Consider the following 23,189-nt stretch of genomic DNA (forward strand, 5'->3'; position numbering starts at 1 on the left):
TGACGGCCGGAGACGGGGTATCAACATATCTGGCGTTGACTTTTGGCACGCTGTTGAGTTCTCAAGGAACGGACGCTTCCTTTGTACTCACCCTCAGAACATTCTCTGGGGGCTTTCCTCCGGGCGCTTCCTTCGTTGTGTTCCAAACTCTATCAGGTCTTTTTCGACTCCCTGACCACTCGTCTGCGAGCACGCAGAACCGGACCCAGGGATTAGGATCTGACTTGATAGATGCTGCCGAGTCCGGACGCTTGACCGCGTCGCTCGCCTCAGGCAGGTCTCCGACTGTACATGGGGCGTTGGCCCAGGCGCAAATCGTTTGTGCAGTGCCCCTACTCAGTCATCCGGGACCACTCGCGCGGAACCGGGGCTTTTTGTGACTTACCCTTCTGAACAGTGCGTCGTCCAGGACAAGTAGTGACGGCGGCTACGAATCTCCACCCCCTGGGAGGCTTGCATGACCAGCGTGACGTCCCCGCTTGCCGGACGCGCCATTGGGCTCTCTGCTGTACCCGACCCCGTCTTCTCAGGCGCGATGGTCGGACCTGGCACCGCCATCGACCCCGTACGCGAGGCCTCCGAGGCTGTCGCCCCGGTCTCCGGCATCGTCGTTTCGCTTCATCCGCACGCCTTCGTCGTCGTCGACGACCAGGGGCACGGCGTGCTGACGCACCTGGGCATCGACACCGTCCAGCTCAACGGTGAGGGCTTCGAGCTGCTCGTCAACAAGGGCGACACCGTGCAGCGCGGCCAGTCCATCGTGCGCTGGGACCCGGCGCGCGTCGAGGCGGCCGGCAAGTCTCCGGTGTGCCCGATCGTGGCACTCGAGGCCACTGCCGACTCCCTCTCCGACCTCGTGGAGGATGGCGACGTGAAGGCCGGCGACGCTCTCTTCACTTGGAAGTGACGTCATCGCCGTCCTTGACGGCAGGTAGGACATCCACCGCGACGGCTGGGCCCGTCGCTCAATCGGAGACGGGTGAAATGGAGACAACGCTGCGAGGCGTCGGCGTGAGTCACGGTGTGGCGATCGGCGAGGTTCGGCACATGGGGACGGCGGTGCTCGAGCCGCCGGCCAAGCAGATTCCCGCGGAGGAGGCCGAGCGCGAACAGGGGCGCGCTCGTCAGGCAGTGGAAGCTGTGGCTGCCGATCTGAACGCGCGCGGCAATCTGGCCGGTGGTGAGGCGCAGGGAGTGCTCGAGGCGCAGGCCATGATCGCTCAGGACCCCGAGCTCATGTCCGACGTCGACCGGCGTATCACCGTCGGCAGTTCGGCGGAGCGCGCGATCTATGACGCGTTCTCCCACTACCGCGAGCTGCTCGCGGGCGCCGGTGAGTACATGGCCGGTCGCGTGGCCGACCTTGACGACGTGCGGAATCGTATCGTCGCGCGGCTTCTCGGCGTTCCGATGCCTGGTGTGCCGGACAGCGATGAGCCCTACGTCCTGATCGCGCGTGACCTCGCGCCTGCGGACACGGCGCTGCTCGACCCGGCGCTGGTGCTCGGCTTCGTCACCGAGGAGGGTGGGCCGACCAGTCACAGCGCGATTCTCGCGCGGGCGCTCGGTGTGCCCGCCGTGGTCGCTCTGCCGGGTGCGGGTGAGCTGGCCGAGGGCACGGTTGTCGCCGTGGACGGCAGCACCGGTGAGATCTTCGTCGAGCCGAGCGCGGAGAAGCGTGCTCAGCTGGAGGCCGCGGCCGCCGAGCGCAAGGCCGCGCTTGCCGCGACCACCGGTCCCGGTGCGACGTCCGACGGGCACAAGGTGCCGCTGCTCGCCAACATCGGTGGTCCCGCCGATGTGCCCGCGGCGGTGGAGGCCGGTGCCGAAGGCGTCGGTCTGTTCCGTACCGAGTTCCTCTTCCTTGACGACAGCACCAAGGCGCCGTCGGAGGAGAAGCAGGTCGAGGCGTACCGCAAGGTGCTCGAGGCGTTCCCCGAGGGCCGGGTCGTCGTGCGTGTGCTCGACGCCGGTGCCGACAAGCCGCTCGACTTCCTGACCCCGGCCGACGAGCCGAACCCGGCGCTGGGCGTGCGGGGGCTCCGGTCTCTGCTCGACCACCCCGACGTGCTGCGTACGCAGCTGACCGCGCTGGCCAAGGCCGTGGAAGGGCTGCCGGTCTACCTCGAGGTCATGGCGCCGATGGTCGCCGACCGCATTGACGCCAAGGCGTTCGCGGACGCGTGCCGTGAGGCGGGGCTGCAGGCCAAGTTCGGTGCCATGGTGGAGATTCCGTCGGCCGCTCTGCGGGCGCGCTCGATTCTCCAGGAGGTCGAGTTCCTCTCGCTCGGCACCAACGACCTCGCGCAGTACGCTTTTGCCGCCGACCGTCAGGTGGGCGCCGTGTCCCGGCTCCAGGACCCGTGGCAGCCCGCGCTGCTCGACCTGGTCGCGCTGTCCGCCGACGCGGCAAGGGCCGAGGGCAAGAGCTGTGGCGTGTGTGGCGAGGCGGCGTCCGACCCGCTGCTCGCGTGTGTGCTGACTGGTCTCGGCGTTACCTCCCTGTCGATGGGTGCGGCGTCCATTCCTTACGTGCGGGCGACGCTGGGCAAGTACACGCTGGCTCAGTGCGAGCGCGCGGCGGCTGCCGCGCGTGCCGCTGACACCGCCGAGGATGCCCGGAAGGCCGCGCATGCCGTGCTGTCCGGCGAGTAACGGCTGAAGGACTGTGCGAGGGGCGCTTCATCCGACAAGGGTGGGGCGCCCCTCGGGCGTTCAGTGCCGGTGTCCCCCGTCGGGTTCGCCGTGTCCGATGGGCGGTGCGGCGCAGTAGTCGACGCCTGATTCCGGGGCGACGAGGTCTCCTGACACGGCGTCGGTGCAGTAGGCGTCGAAGACCTCGGCCGCGGTGAGCGGCAGCAGTCGCTCGCCGTGCAGACGCCAGCCCTGGACGCGGTCCGGTTCGCCCTCCGCGGTGGTGCGCATCACCAGGCCCGCGGCGCTGTGGGTGGCGATGCCGGCCGCGAGGACCGTGGTGAACTCCAGGGCTTCGGTTTCGTCGAGTTGCGTGGCGCCTTCGGTGTCCTGCGCCGCGTGCAGTGCGGCCAGGAGAGTCTCCGGCGTGGCGGGCACGCTGCAGACGAGGTGCCGGGTCCCGGGTCCGGAGTTGTCCAGCAGTAGGACGAGCAGGTCGGCGGCCCGGTCGAAGGCGGCTCGGCCGATGTCTTCGCCGCAGACCGTGCAGGCACCGAGGCGTGCCAGGAGCGTCGTCGCGTACTCCCAGGTGGCCTGGCGGACCGCCTCGTCGACGAGGTCGGGGAGGAGCTCGGCGAGGGGTTGGCCTTCGTAGGGCACGGTGGGCCCGGTGGCGGCCAGTTCGGCGGTGAAGCGGGTGCGGCTGGCCGGGGCGTCGGGGTCGAGCCCCGCGTCGGCGCAGTACATCTCGTACTCCTCGGGGTCGAAGAGCGCGATGGTGGTGTGCCGGCCGTCGGAGGCGAGGGACCTGAGCAGGCCCTCTGCCTGGCGGAGGTAGGTCTTGTGGTCGTCGAAGGTGAAGGTGCGGTAGCGGCGCATGGCCGCGAAGTCGACCTCGTCGGCCAGTAGGCCGATGGTTCCGGCGACTTCGCGGCGTAGTGCGCGGCGCATGGTGGTGTGTGGTGTGCGAGTCATGGTTCCCCCTGCGGTCCGTCGATCAATGCTCACTCAGAGTAATTGCGGGCACTGACAACGGCGGCTGCGCGGGAGATCAGGAGCGCTTGCGGGCCAGTTCCTCGTAGAAGCGGAGGAGGTCGAGGTTGTCGACGGAGCCCGCGTTGACGGCTTTGTCCAGTGCGGTGCCCTGCAGCAGTCGCTTGACCGGGACCTCGATGCGCTTGCCGGTGAGGGTGTGCGGGATGCCGGGGACTTCGATGACTTCGTCGGGGACGTGGCGTGGGGAGAGCTGCGCGCGGATCGTCTGTTTGATGCGCTCGCGGAGGCCGTCGTCGAGGGTGGCGCCTGGGGCGAGGTGGATGAAGAGGGGCATCCAGTAGCCGCCGTCGGGTTGTTCGACGCCGATGACGAGGGATTCGCGGATCTCCGGGAGCCGTTCGACGGCTTCGTAGATGTCGGCCGAGCCCATGCGTACGCCCTGGCGGTTGAGCGTGGAGTCGGAGCGGCCGTGGATGACGACGGAGCCGTGTGAGGTGACGGTGATCCAGTCGCCGTGGCGCCAGACGCCGGGGTAGGTGTCGAAGTAGCTGTCGTGGTAGCGGCTGCCGTCCGGGTCGTTCCAGAAGTGGATCGGCATGGAGGGCATCGGGTTGGTGACGACGAGTTCGCCGACCTCGTCGACGAGGGGCTTGCCCTGGGGGTCCCAGGCCTGGAGGTCCGTGCCGAGGCCCGGGGCCTGGAGTTCGCCGATGTGGACGGGGAGGGTCGGTACTGCTCCCGCGAAGCAGGAGCAGACGTCGGTGCCGCCGCTGACGGAGGCGATCCAGAGGCCGCCGGGGGTGTCCTCGAACTCGTCGTGCAGCCAGCGGAAGCCGTCGGGCGGGAGCGGTGAGCCGGTGGTGGCGACGCACTGGACGCGCGAGAGGTCGAAGTCGCGGGCCGGGTGCACGCCCGCCTTGCGGCACGCCATGACGTACGCCGCCGAGGTGCCGAAGAGGGTGGCCTTCGTGCGTTCGGCGATACGCCACTGGGCGCCTGTGTCGGGGTAGCCGGGGCTGCCGTCGTAGAGCACGATCGTGGTGCCGGTGAGGAGGCCGGAGACGAGGAAGTTCCACATCATCCAGCCGGTGGACGTGTACCAGAAGAAGCGGTCGTCGGGGCCCAGGTCGCAGTGCAGGCCGAGCTGCTTGAGGTGCTCGACGAGGATGCCGCCCTGGGACTGGACGATGGCCTTGGGCAGCCCTGTCGTACCGGACGAGTAGAGCACCCACAGGGGGTGGTCGAAGGGGACCGGTTCGAAGACGGGAGCGGTGTCCGACGCGGTGAGGGAATCCCATTCCAGGGCGCCTTCGGGTGCCTCGGTGCCAAGGAGCGGGATGTGGACGACGGCGCGCAGGGTGGGCAGTTCGCGGCGCAGCTCGGCGACGGCGTCGCGACGGTCGTGCTCCTTGCCGCCGTAGCGGTAGCCGTCGACGGTGAACAGGACGACCGGTTCGACCTGCTGGAAGCGGTCGAGGACGCTGCGGGCGCCGAAGTCCGGGGCGCAGGACGTCCACACGGCGCCGACGGCGGCGGTGGCCAGGAGGGCGACGACGGCCTGTGGGATGTTCGGGACGTAGCCGCTGACGCGGTCCCCGGGGCGTACGCCGAGTGTGCGCAGTTCCGCCGCGAGGGAGCCGACTTGGCGGCGCAGTTCGGCCCAGGTCACGGCCGTCGGCTCATGGGTTTCGTCGACGTGGAGGAGAGCCGGGTCGCCCGCGCGCGTGGGGTCCTCGGCGGCGCGCAGGGCGTGTTCGGCGTAGTTGAGCGTGGCGCCGGGGAACCATTCGGCGCCCGGCATCGAGCGGTCGCCGAGCACGCGCGCGTAGGGCGTCGAGAACCGTACGTCGAACCAGTCCGTGACGGCTTTCCAGAACGTGTCCAGTTCGTCCACGGACCAGCGGTGCAGTGCCGCGTAGCCGCCGTCGGCGGGTGCTCCGTGGTGCTCGGCGGCCCACGCCTGGAAGCGCGTGATCTGCGCGGCGGCGATCCGTTCCTGGTCGGGCTGCCAGAGCGGTGAGGGGTTCGCTGAGGACATGGGGCGGCTCCCGGGCTGTGCGCGTCGTATGCGTGTGAGGTGCGCGCGTGCTGGTCGTGCGCGCGACACGGCTGACAGGGACGATGCCACGTGATCGATTTCGGCACCAGGGTGTGCCTCACACAGTCGGCGCGGCGGCTATGTGCCGTAACCCCAGGTGAACGGCAGCTGAACGATGCACACGCGCGGCTTCTTCGGTGGCAGGGTGAGCAGCATGAACGGTCGTGACCTGGTGCGTTCGATGAAGGCGGTCAGCTTGGTCGGTACGGCGCAGGGGTTGCGTGCGGTGCGGTCCTCTTGGCGCAGGCGGCGGGTTGACGCCGTCGGGCTCTCCCCCCGGGGAGTCGAACGCGCGCGGGTGCCCGGACCGGTGGTGGGTGTGGAGCCGGAGCCCGGGGGCGGGGTCGTGCGGTTCGCGCGTTCCGAGCTGCGGATCCGGGTCACGGCCGGCGGGGCGATCTTCTGGGGCTGGGACGGTGCGGAGCCCGATCCGTCGTACGCGCTTGTCGACGGCAGCCCGGAGGCGGACCCCCGGGCCGTCCTTGAGCCCGACAAGGAGGGCGGCTGGCGGGTGGTGTCGGAGCGGGCGACGGTTGTCGTGTCGCGGCACGGCGCCGTGGAGCTCCAGACGCCCGGTGGCCTCATGCTGCGCCGTGATATGCCGCCGCGCTGGTGGGAGTCGGACGACGGGGACGGGGGCCGCTGGCTTCAGCGGTCGCAAGTGGCGGCCGACGCGCGGTTCTTCGGCCTCGGGGGGCGCGCTGAGGGGCCTCGGCTGCGCGATGGGACGTATCGGATGTGGAACTCCGATCCGGGCGTTCCGTTCGGGCCCGGCGACGGCCCCTTGTACATCACCATGCCCGTGCAGCTCGTGGTGGCCGACGTCGGTTGTCATCTGGTGTTCCACGACAACACGTGGGACGGCACCGTGGCCCTGCGCGTGGGCGAGGAGGGTGCCGGGTCGGGGCATGACAGGCCGGGCTCGTGCGAGGTGCGCATGGACGGCGGGCCGCTGCGGTGCTGGGTCATGGTGGGCACTCCCGCGCGCGTGCTGCACACCTGGGCCTCGCTCACCGGGCCGCCCGCGCTGCCTCCCTCGTGGGCGCTCGGGCACCATCACGCGCGGTGGGGCTTCGGCGGTGAGCGGGAGGTGCGGCGGATCGTCGCGGGCTACCGGGAGCGGGAGCTGCCGCTGGACGCCGTCCATCTGGACATCGATCACTACGAAGCGCATCAGGTGTTCACCGTCGACAAGGAGACCTATCCCCATCTGCCGCAGCTGGCGGACGATTTGCTCAGGGACGGTGTGCGCCTGGTGTCGATCGTCGATCCGGCGGTGAAGGCCGAGCCGGGCAATGAGGTGTACGACAGCGGCAGGGCCGCGGACGTCTTTGTGCGGGATGCCGTGGGGCGGACGGTGCGCGGGGTCGGCTGGCCGGGCGAGGCGGTGTACCCGGACTTCACCGACGGGCGGGTGCGGGCGTGGTGGGGCGGTCTCTACAAGGAGCGGCTCGCCCAGGGGTTCGCGGGTTTCTGGCACGACATGAACGAGCCGGTGTCGTTCGCCGCCTTCGGGGAGCCGACGCTGCCCCGCTCGGCCCGCCACGCCCTGGAGGGCCGGGGTGGCGACCACCGTGAGGCGCACAACGTGTACGGCCTCGGCATGGCCCGCGCCGGCTACGAGGGGCTGTGTGAACTGCACCCCCAGGAGCGGCCGTTCCTGTTCTCGCGCTCAGGTTGGGCGGGAATGCAGCGCTACGGAGGGACGTGGTCCGGGGGTGTGGCCACGGGGTGGCCCGGTTTGCGGGCGTCCCTGTCGCTGGTTCTCGGTCTGGGGCTGTGCGGGGTGCCGTACTCGGGTCCTGATGTGGGCGGCTTCGACGGCAGTCCTTCGCCGGAGCTGTATCTGCGGTGGTTCCAGCTCGGGGCGTATCTCCCGCTGTTCCGTACGCACGCGGCGCTGCGGGCAGGGCGCAGGGAGCCCTGGGAGTTCGGTCCCGACGTGCTGGAGCACGCGCGCGTGGCGCTCGTCGAGCGTCGGCGGCTGCTGCCGTACTTCGTGACGCTCGCGCATCTGGCGCGGCGTACGGGGACGCCGTATGTGCGGCCGTTGTGGTGGGGCAACCCGGAGGACCGGGCGCTGCGTGACTGCGAGGACGCGTTTCTGCTCGGGGACTGCCTGCTTGTGGCGCCTGTCCTGGAGCCGGGGGCTGTGCGCCGTACGGTGCGGCTGCCGCGGGGCCGCTGGTACGACACGGCGACCGGCCAGGCCTACGAGGGGCCTGCCCGTGTGCTCCTGGAGGCTCCGCTGTCCCGTGTCCCGGTGCTCGCGCGTGCCGGTGCGGTGCTGCCGGTGCGTGGGGCCGACGGAGGCCTAGAGCTGGAGGTGTGGGCGCCGGCTCCGGGGCGTACGGGCGGGGGTCTGGTCGTCAGGGACGCGGGGGACGGGTGGGAGCAGCCCGAGATCGAGCGGTTCGCCGCGCGGTGGATCGGGGGGCGTGTGGTGGTCGAGCGGGACGGCAGGGACGGCGAGGACGCCGCGGGCGAGGTCGGGCTGCGGGTGACGGTCCGGGGGGCGCCGCAGCGTCCGACGTAGCGAGCGTCAGGTGTAGCGCCCTTCGAACCAGGCGCGGACGGCCAGCGTGTGCAGAGGGAAGGCGAGTTCGACGGGGCGGTACAGCAGCTGCCAGCCTTCGGTCTCGGCCGTCGGGGCGGAGATCGGCAGCTCGGCCGCCGGGCGCTCGGGCAGCATCCCGAAGAGCAGCAGGTACCCGTCGGGTGCGCTCAGCGCGTCGGCGAGGCGGACGTCCTGGCCGGCCGCGCTGATGCCGGTCTCTTCCTTGAGCTCGCGGACGACGGCGTGCCGCCAGTCCTCCCGGTCGTCGATGAATCCTCCCGGCAGGGCCACTCCCCCGCGCGCGGGGGCGATGGTCCGGGTCACGACGACGAGGGCGGTGCCCTTGGTGTCGTACACGGGCTGGATCGCGACGGCCACGGGCAGCGGGTTGCGGTAAGCCGTCGCGCCGCAGGCGGCGCAGGTGCGGGGCCAGCCGGAATCGCGCTCCCCGTAGGACGTCCCACAGCTCGAACAGTGGCTGCCCGGAAGGGGGTTGGCGTGGTGCTGGGATGCGGACACGCCGCGGACTGTATCCGATCACCCGGGTGCCGGTCTTCCGCTCCGGGACCGGATCCTGATAGATGCAGGGGTCATGACAGGAATTGCGTCCGTCCCGCGGAATCTCGCCGTCACCGCCACCGCTCTCGTCGCCGTGGCCGCCGCGTCCGCGCCCGCCCATGCCAAGCCCGAACCCAAGGCCCCTGACGCGTTCGTGGCCCTGCGTGACGTCGACCCGACGATCATCCAGGAGATGCGTTACTTCACGCCGCACAATTTCGTGGGCGAGCCCATCGACGGCTACAAGAAGCCGATGTGCATCCTTACGGAGCCCGCGGCGAAGGCCCTGCACAAGGCGCAGCGCACGCTGCTGCGCAAGGGCTATTCCCTGAAGGTGTACGACTGTTACCGGCCGCAGCGGGCGGTGGACCAGTTCGTCGACTGGGCCGAGGATCTCGGCGACGTACGCATGAAGGCGGAGTTCTATCCCCATGTCGACAAGTCGCGGTTGTTCGAGGATGGTTACATCGCGGCGAAGTCCGGGCACAGCCGGGGCTCCACGCTCGACCTGACGGTCGTGAAGCTGCCCGCGCCGCCGACGCGTCCGTACGTCCCCGGAGAGGCGCTCACGCCCTGCTACGGGCCGCAGGACGAGCGGTTTCCCGACAACTCCGTGGACATGGGGACGGGCTTCGACTGTTTCGACACCCTCTCCCACACGGACGACCCCCGCATCGCCGGCAAGCAACGTGCCAACCGGGATCTGTTGCGGGGCGCGCTGACCAAGGCGGGGTTCGTGAATCTCCCTGAGGAGTGGTGGCACTTCACCTACAAGCCCGAGCTCTTCCCTGACACCTACTTCGACTTCCCCGTGGCCCGCCGCTCGCTGAACGGGAAGTAGGGCGTGCCGCGCTACTGACGGGATCCGGTTGCCCGTGACACACTTCTGACGTTCCGTCAGATCCAGTGTCGTGGAGGAACCTTGTCGCGTACGCGTACCCCCGTGGTGACCGGCTGGTTCGCCGGGGAGGGAGACAACTTCCGCCTTCTGGGCACACGCTGCTCGGCCTGCGCCTGTGTCTTCTTCCCCCGCGAGGACGGCTTCTGCCGCAACCCCGGCTGCTCGGGCGGCGACCTAGACGAGGTGCCGCTCTCCCGGCGTGGCCGGGTCTGGTCGTACACCGACAGCCGTTACCGGCCGCCCGCGCCCTATGTGTCCGATCCGGAACTTCCCTGGCAGCCTTACGCGTTGATCGCTGTGGAGCTGGAAGCCGAGCGGATGGTGGTGCTCGGCCAGGCGGTTCCGGGGGTATCCGTCGCCGATCTGGAGGTCGGCATGGAGGTGGAGGTCGTCCCCGGCGTGCTCGACGGGGCGGACGAGACCGGCGAGGCCGACGGGGACTCAGCGACGGCATGCACGACGTGGTACTGGCGGCCGGTGGGGGTGGGCGCATGACCAGCGAGGTGGCGGTGCTCGGCGCGGGGATGCACCCGTGGGGCAAATGGGGACGGAGCTTCATCGAGTACGGCACGGCGGCGGCCCGCGCGGCACTCGCCGACGCCGGTGTGGACTGGCGGGACGTGGGCTCGATCGTCGGCGCGGACACCGTGCGCGGCGGCTATCCCGGGTATGTGGCCGGGGCGACGTTCGCGAAGGCGCTCGGCTGGCAGGGCGCGCGGGTCGCGAGCGTGTACGCGGCGTGCGCTTCCGGGGCGCAGGCGATCAACGCGGCGCGTGCGCAGATCCTTTCGGGCCTCGCCGACGTCGTCCTCGTGGTCGGGGCGGACGCCGCGCCCAAGGGGTTCTTCCGGCCCGCGGGTGGGGACCGGCACGACGACCCGGACTGGCTGCGGTTCCGGCTCCTCGGCGCGACCAACCCCACGTACTTCGGTCTCTACGCGCGCCGCAGGATGGCCGTGCACGGCGACACACTGGAGGACTTCGCTCAGGTCAAGGTGAAGAACGCGGCGGCGGGAGCGCTCAATCCGAACGCGCGCTACCGCAAGGCCGTCACGGCCGATGACGTGGCCGCTTCGGCCGTCGTCGCCGACCCGCTGCGGCTGCTCGACATCTGCGCGACGTCGGACGGGGCGGCGGCGCTCGTGCTCTCCAGCATGGACTTCGCGAGGCGGCACGGCCCGGCGGACCCGGTGCGGATCCGCGCTGTGTCCACGGTGACACCGACGTATCCGACCACGGCACTCGACCTGCCGGACATCGCGACGGACTCCGCGGCCGCCGTCGCGCCGGCCGACGTGACATTCAGGGCCTCCATCGCGCGCGCCGCGTACGAGGAGGCCGGCGTCGGGCCCGACGAGCTCTCCTTCGCGGAGGTGTACGACCTCTCGACCGCGCTCGAGCTGCAGTGGTACGAGGACCTGGGACTCTGCGGCGAGGGAGAGGGGGCCAAGCTGCTGCGGGAGGGGGCGACCGCTCCGGGCGGGCGCATACCCGTCAACCCCAGCGGCGGACTCGCGTCCTTCGGAGAGGCCGTTCCGGCCCAGGCGATTGCCCAAGTGTGCGAACTGACGTGGCAGTTGCGGGGTACCGCGGGGGCGCGGCAGGTGGCGGGGGCGCGCGCGGGGATCACCGCGAACCAGGGTCTCTTCGGGCACGGCTCGTCGGTCATCGCGGTGCGTTGAGCGCTGCCACCGGCCCCTTTCGCCACATCGCAGCGGGAGGCCGCGGGCGGGCCGTGGAGGAACGGCGTACACCGGTTAACCGTTGCCGTCCGCGACCTTGACGCTCCATCACCACCGGTGAACACTTCCGGTGTCAGTCGGCATCGCCGCACTTCGGCTCCACGCCACCTAGGGCCCCTGTACGCGCCAAGGCCTTGCACGAAGGCCTGTTCAGCGGGTCATCCCCCCTCTGGGCGATTCGACTGCGACGGCACGCTCGCCACAGATGCCGGGCAGGGCGCGGGACACCCCTGCCTTCGGCTGACGTCACCGGGCGCGGCCAGCAGTAGTCGTGGGACCGCACCCTGCACGGAGTACCGGGGCGACCGCCCCGGGCGAGGGCCTAGGAGCCGCCATGTACTCGAATGGGGACATCTTCGTCGGTGAGATCATCGGCACCGCGATTCTCATCCTCTTCGGCGCCGGCGTATGCGCCGCCGTCACCTTGACCCATTCGAAGGCGAAAGCCTCCGGATGGGTCGTCATCGCCTTCGGATGGGGCTTCGGCGTGCTCGCGGGCGCGTACACCGCCGGTCCCCTCTCCGGTGGTCATCTCAACCCCGCCGTCACGCTCGGCATCGCGATCGACACCGGGGAGTGGGGCAAGGTCTGGATCTATCTGCTGGGGCAGATGGTCGGCGCGATGCTCGGCGCCGTCCTCGCGTACCTCGTGTACTACGCGCAGTTCAACGCCAACGTCACCGGGAGCGTCAAGGACAAGGTGACGGGCGCGCACGAGCCCACGCCGACGCTCGGCATCTTCTCGACCATTCCGGAGATCCGTAACCCGGTCGCCAACCTCGTCACGGAGATCATCGCGACCGTGGGCCTGGTGCTGCCCATCCTCGCCTTCGGGCTCACCAAGGGGCTCGGCGAGTCCGGTACGCAGACGCTGATCGTGGCGTTCCTGGTCGTCGGCATCGGCCTCTCGCTCGGCGGGCCCACCGGCTACGCCATCAACCCGGCCCGTGACCTGGGCCCGCGCATCGTGCACACGTTCCTGCCGATCCCGAACAAGGGCACCTCCGACTGGAGTTACGCCTGGATCCCGGTGGCCGGGCCGCTGATCGGCGGAGCGCTCGCAGGCCTCATCTACAACGTAGCCTTCTGACGCAAGGGGTAGCCATGCCGGACAACTCCGAGAAGTTCGTCGCCGCCATCGATCAGGGCACCACCTCCAGCCGCTGCATCATCTTCAACCACTCCGGTGAGATCGTCGCCGTCGACCAGCGCGAACACCGCCAGATCTTCCCGAAGCCGGGGTGGGTGGAGCACGACGCCACCGAGATCTGGTCCAAGGTGCAGGCCGTGGTCGCGGGGGCGATCGCCAAGGCCGGGCTCCGTGCCGACCAGCTCAGCGCGCTCGGCATCACCAACCAGCGCGAGACGACGGTCCTGTGGGACCGCGCGACGGGCAAGCCCGTGCACAACGCGATCGTCTGGCAGGACACCCGGACATCGGCGCTCTGCACTGAACTGGGCGGCGCTGACGGCCAGGACAGGTTCCGGGAACAGACCGGGCTGCCCCTCGCGAGCTACTTCTCCGGGCCCAAGGCCGCCTGGCTGCTCGACAACGTGCCAGGATTACGGGCTCGCGCGGAGCGCGGCGAGATCGCCTTCGGCACCATCGACTCCTGGCTGATCTGGAACCTCACCGGCGGCACGGACGGCGGCGTGCACGTCACGGATGTCACCAACGCCGGGCGCACCATGCTGATGAACCTGGCGACACTCCAGTGGGACCAGTCGATTCTGGCCGCGATGAACGTCCCCGAGGCGATCCTGCCGGAGATCAGGTCTTCGGCCGAGGTCTACGGCACAGCGGTCGGACAGCTCTCCGGGGTGCCGGTCGCCTCCGCCCTCGGCGACCAGCAGGCGGCCATCTTCGGGCAGGCCTGCTACGACACGGGGACGGCCAAGAACACGTACGGAACCGGCAGTTTCCTTCTTCTCAACACCGGCAACCGGCCCGTGCCCTCGAAGAACGGGCTGCTCACCACGATGGGCTACAAGATCGGGTCGGACGCGCCCGTCTACTGCCTGGAAGGCGCGATCGCGATCACCGGCGCGCTGGTGCAGTGGTTCCGCGACCAGCTCGGCATCATCCGCAACGCCGACGAGATCGAGCCCCTGGCCGCGAGCGTGGAGGACAACGGCGGCGCGTACATCGTGCCCGCGTTCTCCGGCCTCTTCGCGCCCTACTGGCGCTCCGACGCGCGCGGTGTCGTCACCGGACTCACCCGGTACGTGACCAAGGCGCACCTGGCGCGTGCCGTTTTGGAGGCGACCAGCTGGCAGACCCGTGAGGTCGTCGATGCCATGTACCAGGACTCCGGAGTGCGGCTCAACACCTTGAAGGTGGACGGCGGCATGACCAAGAACAATCTGCTGATGCAGCATCAGGCCGATGTCCTGGGGGTGCCGGTGATCCGGCCGCGGGTCTCCGAGACGACGTGTCTTGGTGCCGCGTACGCCGCAGGCCTCGCGACCGGGGTGTGGAACGACCTCGACGAGCTGAAGGCGCACTGGCAGCCGGACGTCGAGTGGACGCCGGTGATGGACGCCGAGGCGCGTGAGCGTGAGTACCACAACTGGCACAAGGCGGTGGAGCGGAGCTTCGGCTGGCACGAGGACGGCGCGAGCTGAGCCGAGGACGGCCGCGGCCCGCACCCCGGTCGGTGGGGGTGCGGGCCGCGGCCCTGTCCGGGGTCAGGTCGTCGCGGGTTCCCTCGCCGCCGCGGCCGTGGCCATCGCGTGCTGGACGACCCCGATGAGCACTTCCTTGACGGACTGCCGCTCGCGCGCGTCGCACATCACCACGGGGACACCGGGGTCGAGGTCGAGCGCCTGGCGTACGGCATCGGCGGGGTAACGGGAGGCGTCCTCGAAGCAGTTGACGCCGACGACGAAGGGTATGGAGCGGCGCTCGAAGTAGTCGACGGCCGCGAAGCAGTCCTCCAGGCGCCTGGTGTCGGCGAGGACCACGGCGCCGAGCGCCCCGGTGGCCAGCTCGTCCCAGAGGAACCAGAAGCGGTCCTGGCCAGGAGTGCCGAAGACGTACAGCACCAGGTCCTCGCGGAGCGTGATGCGGCCGAAGTCCATGGCGACCGTGGTGGTGTGCTTGCCCGAGACGCCGCTGGTGTCGTCGACCGGTCGGCCGGCCTCGCTGAGCAGTTCCTCGGTGCGCAGCGGTTTGATCTCGCTGACGGCGCCGACGAGCGTCGTCTTGCCCACGCCGAAGCCGCCTGCCACCAGGATCTTCAGCGTGACCGGCTCGACGGGGGCCTTGCCGCGCTCAGATCGCTTGAAGATCATCGCTCGTTTCTCCTGGATCAGTGGTGTCGAGCGGGGCCGGACCGTATCCGCCACCGCCTGGGGTTTCGATCACGAGTACGTCGCCGGGGCCCACGTCCGCGAAATCGCTGCCTTCGAGGGTCTGGACGCCCCCGTCGGCCCTCTCCACGCGGCCTGCCCCGAGCGCTCCGGGGCCGCCGCCCGCCATGCCGTACGGCGCCACCCTGCGGTGCTGCGCGAGGGTGGACACCGTCATCGGCTCGCGGAACCGGATGCGGCGCACGGCCCCGTCCCCGCCGCGCCACTTCCCGGTGCCGCCGCTCCCGCGCCGCACCGCGAACTCCTCAAGGAGTACGGGAAGCCGCCATTCGAGGACTTCGGGGTCGGTGAGCCTGGAGTTGGTCATGTGGGTCTGGACGACGGATGCCCCGTCGAAACCGTCGCCCGCTCCGGAGCCCGAGGCCACCGTTTCGTAGTACTGGTGGCGGTCGTTGCCGAAGGTGACGTTGTTCATCGTGCCGGAGCCCTCGGCCTGGACGCCCAGGGCGCCGTAGAGCGCGCCGGTGATGGCCTGTGAGGTCTCGACGTTCCCGGCGACGACGGCAGCCGGTGGCTCGGGGGCGAGCAGGGAGCCCGGCGGCACGATGATGCGCAGCGGACGAAGGCAGCCGTCGTTGAGCGGGATGTCCTCGGCCACCAGGGTCCGGAAGACGTACAGGACCGCCGCGTTGACCACCGCGAAGGGTGCGTTGAAGTTCGTGGCGAGCTGAGGCGACGTACCGGTGAAGTCGACGGTCGCCGAACGGGCTTCACGATCGACACTGACGCGTACCCGGATGACGGCGCCCGAGTCCGTTGGATATACGAACTCGCCCTCTTCCAGGACGTCGATGACGCGCCGCACCGCTTCTTCGGCGTTGTCCTGTACGTGCCGCATGTAGGCCTGGACGACGTCGAGCCCGAAGTTCTCGATCATGCGGGCGACTTCGTCGACGCCCTTCTGGTTGGCGGCGATCTGGGCGCGCAGGTCGGCGAGGTTGGTGGCCGGGTTGCGGGAGGGGTAGGGGGCATCGGTGAGCAGGCTCAGGGTCTCGGCCTCGCGGAAGCGGCCGTCCTTCGCCAGCAGCCAGTTGTCAAAGAGGATGCCCTCCTCCTCGATGGTGCGGCTGTTCGCGGGCATGGAGCCGGGGGCAATGCCGCCGATCTCCGCGTGGTGCCCGCGCGAAGCCACGTAGAAGAGAATCCGCTGTCCCGAAGAGCCCTGCTCTCCCTGCGTGTCGAAGACCGGGGTGATGACGGTGACGTCGGGGAGGTGGGTCCCGCCGTGGTAGGGGTCGTTCACGGCGTAGGTGTCCCCGGGGAGCATGCCGGTGCCGCGGCGCCGGATCACCTCCTTCACGCTGGTGCCCATCGAGCCCAGGTGTACGGGGATGTGCGGGGCGTTGGCGACGAGATTGCCGTCAGGGTCGAAGAGCGCGCAGGAGAAGTCGAGCCTCTCCTTGATGTTCACCGACTGGGCGGTGGACTCCAGCCGGGCGCCCATCTGTTCGGCGATCGACATGAAGAGGTTGTTGAAGACTTCGAGCAGGACGGGGTCGGCCGCGGTGCTCACGCCGGAACCCTCGGGCACCGCCACGCGTTCCATGACCAGGTGTCCCTCGGGTGTCATGGCCCCCTGCCAGCCCTCGTCCACGACCGTCGTGGCGCCGGCCTCGGTGATGATCGCGGGTCCGGTGACCCTCTCCCCCGGTGGCAGCTCCTCGCGGCGGTGGAGGGGCGCGTCGCGCCAGGTACCGCCCGTGTGCAGGCTGACGGTCCGGGGAGTGCCGCGACGGGCGTCACCGGAGAGTGGGGAGAGGTCGGGCTGCTCCGTCAGGCCGGTGGCCTCCACGGAGAGGGCCTCGATGACGACGGGGCGGTCCAGGGTGAAGGAGTAGGTGGTGCGGTGGCGTTCTTCGAAGAGGCGGGTCATGCTGCCGGGCTCCGTGAGCTCCACGGTCAGCGTGGTGTCCGTGCCGTCGTAGCGCAGCTGGGCGCGGCGGGTGACGCGGATGCTGTCCTCGGGCACGTCCTCGGCGAGGAGTTCGGCACGGGCCGCTTCCTCCAGGCGGTCCGCGGTTTTCAGGACGCGGGGCATCGAGGACGGTTCGAGGCGTGCCTCCACGGACTGCTCACGCATCGCGGTGGTGTCGGCCAGGCCGATGCCGAGCGCCGAGAGCACTCCTGCCATCGGTGGTACGAGGACGGTGCGGATGCCGAGCGAGTCGGCAACCATGCAGGCGTGCTGGCCGCCCGCACCGCCGAACGTCGTGAGAGCGTAGCGGGTGACGTCGTGACCCTTCTGGACCGAGATGCGCTTGACGGCGGCCGCGATGTTCGCCACGGCGATCCGCAGATAGCCCTCGGCGACCTGCTCCGGAGTGCGGTCGTCGCCGGTGTGCTTCCTGACCTCATGGGCGAGGGCCGTGAAGCGTTCGCGTACGAGCGTCTCGTCGAGCGGCTGGTCGCCGTCCGGCCCGAACACCCGCGGGAAATGGTCGGCCTGCACGCGTCCGAGGGCGACGTTGGCGTCGGTGACCGTGAGCGGCCCTCCGCCCCGGTAGCTGGCCGGGCCTGGCGTGGCGCCCGCCGAATCGGGGCCCACGCGGTAGCGGCTGCCGTCGAAGTGCAGGAGGGATCCGCCGCCCGCGGCGACCGTGTGGATGTCCAGCATCGGGGCGCGCAGCCGCACGCCCGCGATCTGCGTGGTGAACACCCGTTCGTAGCCGCCTGCGTAGTGCGACACGTCCGTGGACGTGCCGCCCATGTCGAAGCCGATGACGCGGTCGAAGCCCGCGCGGTGCGACATGCGGGCCATGCCGACGATGCCACCGGCGGGCCCTGACAGGATCGCGTCCTTGCCGCGGAACTGGCCCGCTTCAGTAAGGCCGCCGTTCGACTGCATGAACATCAGCCGCACGCCCCGGAGTTCGTTCGAGACGTGCTGGACGTAGCGGTGCAGGACGGGCGACAGATACGCGTCGACGACGGCCGTGTCACCGCGCGGGACCAGCTTCATCAGCGGGCTGACCTCGCTGGAGAGCGAGACCTGCGGAAAGCCGGTGCGCACGGCCAGGTCGCCGACGGCCTGTTCGTGGGCGGGGTACAGATGGCTGTGCACGCAGACGACCGCGACGGCCCGGATGCCGTCTTCGTAGGCCTGGCGCAGCGGCCCGGCGAGCGACTCCAGGTCGGGTGTCCGCAGGACCTCGCCGTCCGCGGTGACGCGCTCGTCGACCTCGACGACCCGGTCGTACAGCAACTCCGGGAGGACGATCTGGCGGGCGAAGATCTGGGGGCGGTTCTGGTAGGCGATGCGCAGGGCGTCGCCGAAGCCGCGGGTGATCACCAGGAGGGTGCGTTCTCCCTTGCGCTCCAGGAGGGCGTTGGTGGCGACGGTGGTGCCCATGCGGACGGAGTCGATGGGGACGGAGTCGATGGGGACGGAGTCGATGGGGACATCGGATACGTCGGGTACACCGCCGGGAGCGCTCCCTAAGCCTCCGGGAGTGTCGCGGGCCTCACCGAGGAGCTCGCGGATGCCCGCGACGGCCGCGTCGGCATAGCGGGACGGGTTGTCCGACAGGAGCTTGTGCGTGAGCAGACGGCCGTCGGGCCGCCGCGCCACGACGTCGGTGAAGGTGCCGCCCCTGTCCACCCAGAACTGCCAGCCTGTCACGTCTCACTCCCCGCTTCCGCGCTGCTCAGAGCGCCCGGAGGCCGTTGATCACGTCGCGCAGAATACTCTCGTCGGGCAGTTCCGCGGGGGGTACGGGACGTGTCACGTGCACCAGTTCGTCGTCGACGAGATCGCCGATGAGGACGCGGATCACGCCGATGGGAAGGTCCAGTTCGGCCGCCAGTTCGGCGACCGACTGGGGGCTGTCACGGCAGAGACCGACGATGTCCACGTGCTCCGGGGACAGCGTCCGGTCCGCCTCCGGGTCACCGGCGCGGGCCTCGGCGATGACCACGGCGATCAGATCGAGACGGTGCTGCGCCGGACTGGTGGTCCGGCCGCGCGTCATGGCATACGGGCGCACCACGGGCCCGGCGTCGTCGTCGAACCAGCGATGGGTCCCCTGTGTCCCTGTGCCGTCTTCGCTCATACCCTCCCGCTACCCTCCCGTGGGCAGGTCGGTGCGCGGCGCCGTACCCAGATGCACACCCACCCTCTTGACCAGCAGCGTCATTTCGTACGCCACCAGACCTACGTCGGAGTCCGCGTCCGCGAGGACGGCGAGGCAGCTGCCGTCACCCGCGGCCGTGACGAAGAGGAACGCGTCGTCGAGCTCGACCACGGTCTGGCGGACCCGGCCCGCCTCGAAGTGGCGCCCGACGCCCTTGGCGAGGCTGTGGAAGCCGGAGGCGACAGCCGCGAGGTGCTCGCTGTCCTCCCTGGTCAGATCCTGCGATACGCCGGTGGGCAAACCGTCGCCGGAGAGCACGAGCGCCTTGCGGATGCTGGCGACCCGCTGCACCAGGTCGTCGAGGAGCCAGTTCAGCTCTCTCCCTGCCCCGGGTGTGGCGGTACGTGCGTCGGCCTTCGGTGCGGTCATCGACCGTCCCCCTCAGATGTCGTTCCTGGTGCTGTGCCGTCAAAGGCGTCTTCGCCCCCGGCGTTCTCTTCACGGCCACGCTGCCAGCCACGCTGGAGCGAAGCCATCCGGCTGCGTACCTCATCGGCGTCACGCTCTTCCGGCCTGGTCCTGGCCGGGGCCGAGTCCCGTTCCGTACGCTGCTCCGGCCCGTCCTTCAACTGCGGGGCGAGGTTGGCCTGACGGACGCGCCGGGGCAGTCCGCCGGGTGCGAGGGCGGGCGCCTGTTCGGCGCCCGGTGCCGTCCCGGTGCGGGACGGGCTCTCCGTGCTCCGTGCCTCCGTGCGCCTGCCGCGCCTTGGGAGGTCCGGCTGCGGGTCGTCGTCGGCCGCGGTGACGTCGCGGTGCGGCGGGGAGAGGTCGGGCCAGGCGGACTGCGGCTCGGGGCGGCGCGGCAGGCCGAGGCCGTCGGCTTCGGCGCCGCCGCTCCTGTCCCGGTCCACGGCGCCGCCCTGGGGGCGCCCCATGGGGGCCTCTGGGCGCTCGGAGCGCTCCGGGCGCTCCGGGGCCGCCGAGTCGTCCTCCGCCGCGCCACGGGGCCTGCTGTGCGTCACGGGGCGGCCGTGGGAGGAGACCAGCTTCGGGGTCCTGCGGCGGGGCAGCGGCACCGCGTCCGCGATGCCCGCGTCGTCGGTGCGGGCGGGCTCACGCTCGCCCGTCTCCCGCTCGTCGCGGGCCTGCTGGTGCTGCTCGTCCCCCGGGATGCCGGCCATGCGGCGGCGCGGGCGGAAGAGCCCGCCACGCTCGCTGTCCTCGTCGCCGAGGGCGCCCGGGAAGGGGTCGAGGCCCGCTATGCCGACCGGCGCCTCGAGCTCTACGGGGCCGTCGAGGACGGAGGAGGGCAATCCCGGCAGCTGCACGGGGACTTGGCCGAGCGCGGCCTGCTTGTCGCCCGACGTGTCGCGGCCCACGGCCTCCTTGGGCTGCGGCCGGTCGAGGCGGAAACCGATGCCGTTCGTGTCCGGTACGTCGTCCGTGAGGAGCGTCTCCGGGATGAACACGACCGCGGTGGTGCCGCCGTACGGAGAGGGCTGCAAGGAGACGCGTACGCGCTGGCGCTGGGCGAGGCGGCTCACTACGAAGAGGCCGAGCCGGTCGGTGTCGGAGAGTTCGAACTCCGGTGTCTCCGCGAGGCGGAGATTGGCATCCAGGAGCGCGTCGGCCGCCATGCCGAGGCCACGGTCGTGGATCTCCAGGGTGAAGCCGTTGGCCACGTGCTCTCCGAGGACCTGCACCGCGGTGTGCGGCGGCGAGAACACCGTGGCGTTCTCCAAGAGTTCCGCCATCAGGTGGGTGAGGTCGGCGACCGCGGGGCCGGTGACGGCGATGCGCGGCAGGCGGCGCACCTCGATGCGTTCGTAGTCCTCGACCTCGGCGACGGCCGCGCGGACGACGTCCATGAGCTGGACGGGCTTGCGCCACTGGCGGGACGGCGCGGCGCCGGAGAGGATCACGAGGCCCTCGGCGTGCCGCCGCATGCGCGTGGTCAGGTGGTCGAGGCGGAAGAGGTCGGCGAGTTCGTCGGTGTCCTCGGTCCTGCGCTCCATGGTGTCGAGCAGGGTGAGCTGCTTGTGCAGGAGCACCTGGCTGCGCCGTGCGAGGTTGACGAACACCTCGGAGACGCCGCGGCGCAGATCGGCCTGTTTGACGGTGGCCTCGACCGCGGCGCGCTGCAGGGTGTTGAGCGCCTGGCCCACCTGGCCGATCTCGTCCTTCTCGTACGAGAGGCGGGGCGCCTCGGTCTCCACGTCGACCTGCTCGCCCGCGGCGAGGCGGCGCAGCACGCCGGGCAGCCGGACTCCGGAGGCCTCATGGGCCTCCAGGCGCAGCCGGCGCAGGTCGCGGATGAGGCTGCGGCCGATGCGCATCGACATGAAGACCGAGAACAACAGCGCGAGCAGACCGAACACGCCCGCCACGGCCACGCGCACGATGACGCCGACGGCCACCGGTTCGACCCGCTCCTGGAAGCGGTCGCCCGCCGCCTTGTCGCGCTCGGCGAGATCTTTCAGGGCCTTGCCCGATGCGGCGTCCCAGCGGGCCGCCGTGACGACGCGCGGGGTGCCGGCCGCGGACTCGATGACGTCCTTCTCCGCGGCCCTCAGCTCGGTCGTCTCGGCGCCGTTCCAGTAACGCTCGTAGTTGGCGCGCTCGTCCCCGGGCAGCTGCGCGAGGTTGACCTCGTACAGCAGTTTGCGCTGGGCCCTGAGGTCGGAGATCTGCCGGAGCTCGGCCTTGGTGAGGCGACGCGCCACGAGCGCGGAACCGAGCAACGCGTCCTCGCGGGAGAGCAGTTCACGCGCGCGTGCCACCCCGACGAGGGCCCGGCCCTGCTGGTCCATCTTCACGTCGTCGAGACCGTGGAGGGTCATCAGGAAGCCGTAGCACGGGTCGATCAGCTTCGTGTACATCTTCAGCGCGCCGGCGCGCGTGATCGTGCCTTCCTCGACCGTGCGGCGCAGCGACTCGATGCCTTCGAAGGAGTCGAGGAGCGAGGCGAGCCGGTCCGCCGACTGCCCGGTGACCTCGCCGCGTACGTCAGGGTCGGCCGCGTTCTCCACGACCTTGGCCACCATGTCGTCGGTGGCGCTGCGGCTGCGGCGCAGTGCGGCGAGCGCGTCGGAGGCACGGGGGTCGGCGAGATAGACCAGTGTCTGGCGGCGTTCCTGCTGGACGACCCGGGCGGTGTCCTCGATCGGGTAGCCGATCTTGTCGACGACGTTCGTGACGTCGATGAGGTCCTTGGCCGACTGACCGGTGATGTAAGTGGCGAAACCCCACATCGCGGTCAGTGAAATGAGCGGCACCAGCAGCAATGCCACGATCTTCCGGCGGATGGACTTCCCGCGAAAGCGCATGGCCTCCCCCAGATCGGCCCCCTGTGGCCGCGCTATGGCCAGGGGCACACATGTGCGTCAACAAACGGCGTGAGCCTACTACTGACCCAGGAGCAACTCGAAGGCGTGTCCGGACGGATTTCAGCCGTGACGCAAAAGGGACGTCACCAGTTGTCCCTCCAATTCGGGAGATTGCATCCCGCCTGTGGCACATGCCACTCGGCACAGTCACTCCTGGCGCTCCCCCCAGTTGGCCGGATCTCTTCGCTTTCCCGAAACCGCCCGGGAATCTTCCCGGCTTCCCATTCGTCATTCAGTACGGGAGTTGGGGCAGCGGGCGCCAGAGACCGCATGCCGTATCCAGGTGGCGTAAAGCCGCGTATACCGGGCACCCACTGGGGAGTCGGGTCCGCCGACATCTCATCGAACGGCCCGCGGGGCATCGGGGAGTGACAAGTTGATGGGCACGGCAGAGCGCCAGAGGACCGCCGAAGACGCGTACGAGGCATCCGCGCGTCCGTCGGGTGAGTACCGCGGCGAGCCGGAGGACCGCAGGGAGTTGTGGGTCGAGGAGCCGGCGCGCAGACGGCGGCTGCCCGATCCGGTGCGTACGGCCGCGGTGCGGGCCGTGATCATCGTGGCCCTGACCCTCCTTCAGGCGATGACGGCGTTCTTGTGCACGCTGGCCGGATCCTGGCTGTCCTTCCCGATGGTGCTCAGCAGCGTGGCCAGCACCGTGGTCGCGACCTGGGGCGTCCTCGACGTGTGGGTGACCCGCCAGGTCTGGAACCAGCGGTACGGGGTGGTGTCGGTGCCGAGCAGCACGGCGCGTCAGCTGCGGCGCGAGCGGCGCCGGGCGCGTCGGCAGGCCCGGACGGCCGCGCGCAGTGAGGGACGCATACGCAGGCGCGGCAGGGCGGGGCAGTTGTCGCACTCCTAGGAGCGCGGCTGCCGGG

The 23,189-nt window shown here is 70.3% G+C and carries 17 protein-coding genes; 9 read left to right on the top strand and 8 right to left on the bottom strand.

What is annotated here, in order from left to right; translation table 11 throughout:
* Nucleotides 1-457: 457 nt before the first annotated feature.
* Both ACGFX9_RS06560 and ptsP read left to right on the top strand, forming a co-directional pair.
* Nucleotides 458-907 carry a PTS glucose transporter subunit IIA gene (locus tag ACGFX9_RS06560; protein ID WP_393465750.1) on the top strand — a complete coding sequence of 150 codons (450 nt, stop codon included), beginning with the start codon at nt 458-460 and terminating at the stop codon, nt 905-907.
* Between the two features lie 77 nt (nt 908-984).
* Entirely contained in the window at nt 985-2,655 is a 1,671-nt protein-coding gene (gene ptsP, locus ACGFX9_RS06565; RefSeq protein ID WP_393465754.1) for a phosphoenolpyruvate--protein phosphotransferase, read from the top strand.
* A 60-nt stretch (nt 2,656-2,715) separates the two neighbouring features.
* Here ptsP and ACGFX9_RS06570 read toward each other — a convergent pair whose 3' ends face one another.
* Nucleotides 2,716-3,609, bottom strand: coding sequence for a hypothetical protein (locus ACGFX9_RS06570; protein ID WP_393465756.1), 894 nt, complete (start codon nt 3,607-3,609; stop codon nt 2,716-2,718).
* Between the two features lie 76 nt (nt 3,610-3,685).
* On the bottom strand, nt 3,686-5,668 hold the full coding sequence (locus tag ACGFX9_RS06575) for an acetoacetate--CoA ligase (RefSeq protein ID WP_393465759.1): 1,983 nt from the start codon (nt 5,666-5,668) through the stop codon (nt 3,686-3,688).
* Between the two features lie 214 nt (nt 5,669-5,882).
* On the opposite strand from ACGFX9_RS06575, the gene ACGFX9_RS06580 reads away from it, so the two are divergent.
* Nucleotides 5,883-8,264, top strand: coding sequence for a glycoside hydrolase family 31 protein (locus tag ACGFX9_RS06580; protein WP_393465762.1), 2,382 nt, complete (start codon nt 5,883-5,885; stop codon nt 8,262-8,264).
* A gap of 6 nt (nt 8,265-8,270) precedes the next feature.
* Here the strand turns inward: ACGFX9_RS06580 and ACGFX9_RS06585 are convergent, their stop codons facing one another.
* Nucleotides 8,271-8,804 carry an NUDIX domain-containing protein gene (locus tag ACGFX9_RS06585; RefSeq protein ID WP_393465765.1) on the bottom strand — a complete coding sequence of 178 codons (534 nt, stop codon included), beginning with the start codon at nt 8,802-8,804 and terminating at the stop codon, nt 8,271-8,273.
* Nucleotides 8,805-8,877: 73 nt separating this feature from the next.
* Here ACGFX9_RS06585 and ACGFX9_RS06590 point away from each other — a divergent pair, with 73 nt between their 5' ends.
* The 5 genes from ACGFX9_RS06590 to glpK all read left to right on the top strand — a co-directional run bounded on the left by ACGFX9_RS06590 (nt 8,878) and on the right by glpK (nt 14,111).
* Nucleotides 8,878-9,684, top strand: a complete 807-nt coding sequence (locus ACGFX9_RS06590; RefSeq protein ID WP_393465769.1) for a M15 family metallopeptidase — start codon at nt 8,878-8,880, stop codon at nt 9,682-9,684.
* Between the two features lie 102 nt (nt 9,685-9,786).
* On the top strand, nt 9,787-10,239 hold the full coding sequence (locus ACGFX9_RS06595; RefSeq protein WP_393468230.1) for a Zn-ribbon domain-containing OB-fold protein: 453 nt from the start codon (nt 9,787-9,789) through the stop codon (nt 10,237-10,239).
* Nucleotides 10,236-11,426, top strand: a complete 1,191-nt coding sequence (locus tag ACGFX9_RS06600; RefSeq protein WP_393465772.1) for a lipid-transfer protein — start codon at nt 10,236-10,238, stop codon at nt 11,424-11,426. Before ACGFX9_RS06595 ends, ACGFX9_RS06600 begins: the two co-directional genes overlap by 4 nt.
* A gap of 394 nt (nt 11,427-11,820) precedes the next feature.
* Nucleotides 11,821-12,576: an MIP/aquaporin family protein gene (locus tag ACGFX9_RS06605; RefSeq protein ID WP_393465775.1), complete on the top strand. Its 756-nt coding sequence runs from the start codon at nt 11,821-11,823 to the stop codon at nt 12,574-12,576.
* 14 nt (nt 12,577-12,590) lie between these two features.
* On the top strand, nt 12,591-14,111 hold the full coding sequence (gene glpK, locus ACGFX9_RS06610; protein WP_393465779.1) for a glycerol kinase GlpK: 1,521 nt from the start codon (nt 12,591-12,593) through the stop codon (nt 14,109-14,111).
* 63 nt (nt 14,112-14,174) lie between these two features.
* Here the strand turns inward: glpK and ACGFX9_RS06615 are convergent, their stop codons facing one another.
* The 5 genes from ACGFX9_RS06615 to ACGFX9_RS06635 are packed head-to-tail and all read right to left on the bottom strand — an operon-like array spanning nt 14,175 to nt 22,254.
* Nucleotides 14,175-14,780, bottom strand: coding sequence for an ATP/GTP-binding protein (locus ACGFX9_RS06615; RefSeq protein ID WP_393465782.1), 606 nt, complete (start codon nt 14,778-14,780; stop codon nt 14,175-14,177).
* Nucleotides 14,761-18,477 (bottom strand): hydantoinase B/oxoprolinase family protein, encoded by a 3,717-nt coding sequence (locus tag ACGFX9_RS06620; RefSeq protein WP_393465785.1) that lies wholly within the window; start codon nt 18,475-18,477, stop codon nt 14,761-14,763. The genes ACGFX9_RS06615 and ACGFX9_RS06620 overlap by 20 nt, the downstream gene beginning before the upstream one ends.
* A 25-nt stretch (nt 18,478-18,502) precedes the next feature.
* Nucleotides 18,503-18,907 carry a DUF742 domain-containing protein gene (locus tag ACGFX9_RS06625; protein WP_361844008.1) on the bottom strand — a complete coding sequence of 135 codons (405 nt, stop codon included), beginning with the start codon at nt 18,905-18,907 and terminating at the stop codon, nt 18,503-18,505.
* A gap of 9 nt (nt 18,908-18,916) precedes the next feature.
* Entirely contained in the window at nt 18,917-19,357 is a 441-nt protein-coding gene (locus tag ACGFX9_RS06630; RefSeq protein ID WP_393465796.1) for a roadblock/LC7 domain-containing protein, read from the bottom strand.
* Entirely contained in the window at nt 19,354-22,254 is a 2,901-nt protein-coding gene (locus ACGFX9_RS06635; RefSeq protein ID WP_393465803.1) for a nitrate- and nitrite sensing domain-containing protein, read from the bottom strand. The genes ACGFX9_RS06630 and ACGFX9_RS06635 overlap by 4 nt, the downstream gene beginning before the upstream one ends.
* Nucleotides 22,255-22,693: 439 nt before the next feature.
* Here ACGFX9_RS06635 and ACGFX9_RS06640 point away from each other — a divergent pair, with 439 nt between their 5' ends.
* Nucleotides 22,694-23,173 carry a hypothetical protein gene (locus ACGFX9_RS06640; protein WP_393465807.1) on the top strand — a complete coding sequence of 160 codons (480 nt, stop codon included), beginning with the start codon at nt 22,694-22,696 and terminating at the stop codon, nt 23,171-23,173.
* The last annotated feature ends 16 nt before the right edge of the window (nt 23,174-23,189 follow it).

Origin of the sequence: Streptomyces sp. NPDC048436, assembly GCF_043200355.1 — a bacterium.
In the GTDB taxonomy this organism is placed as follows: domain Bacteria; phylum Actinomycetota; class Actinomycetes; order Streptomycetales; family Streptomycetaceae; genus Streptomyces.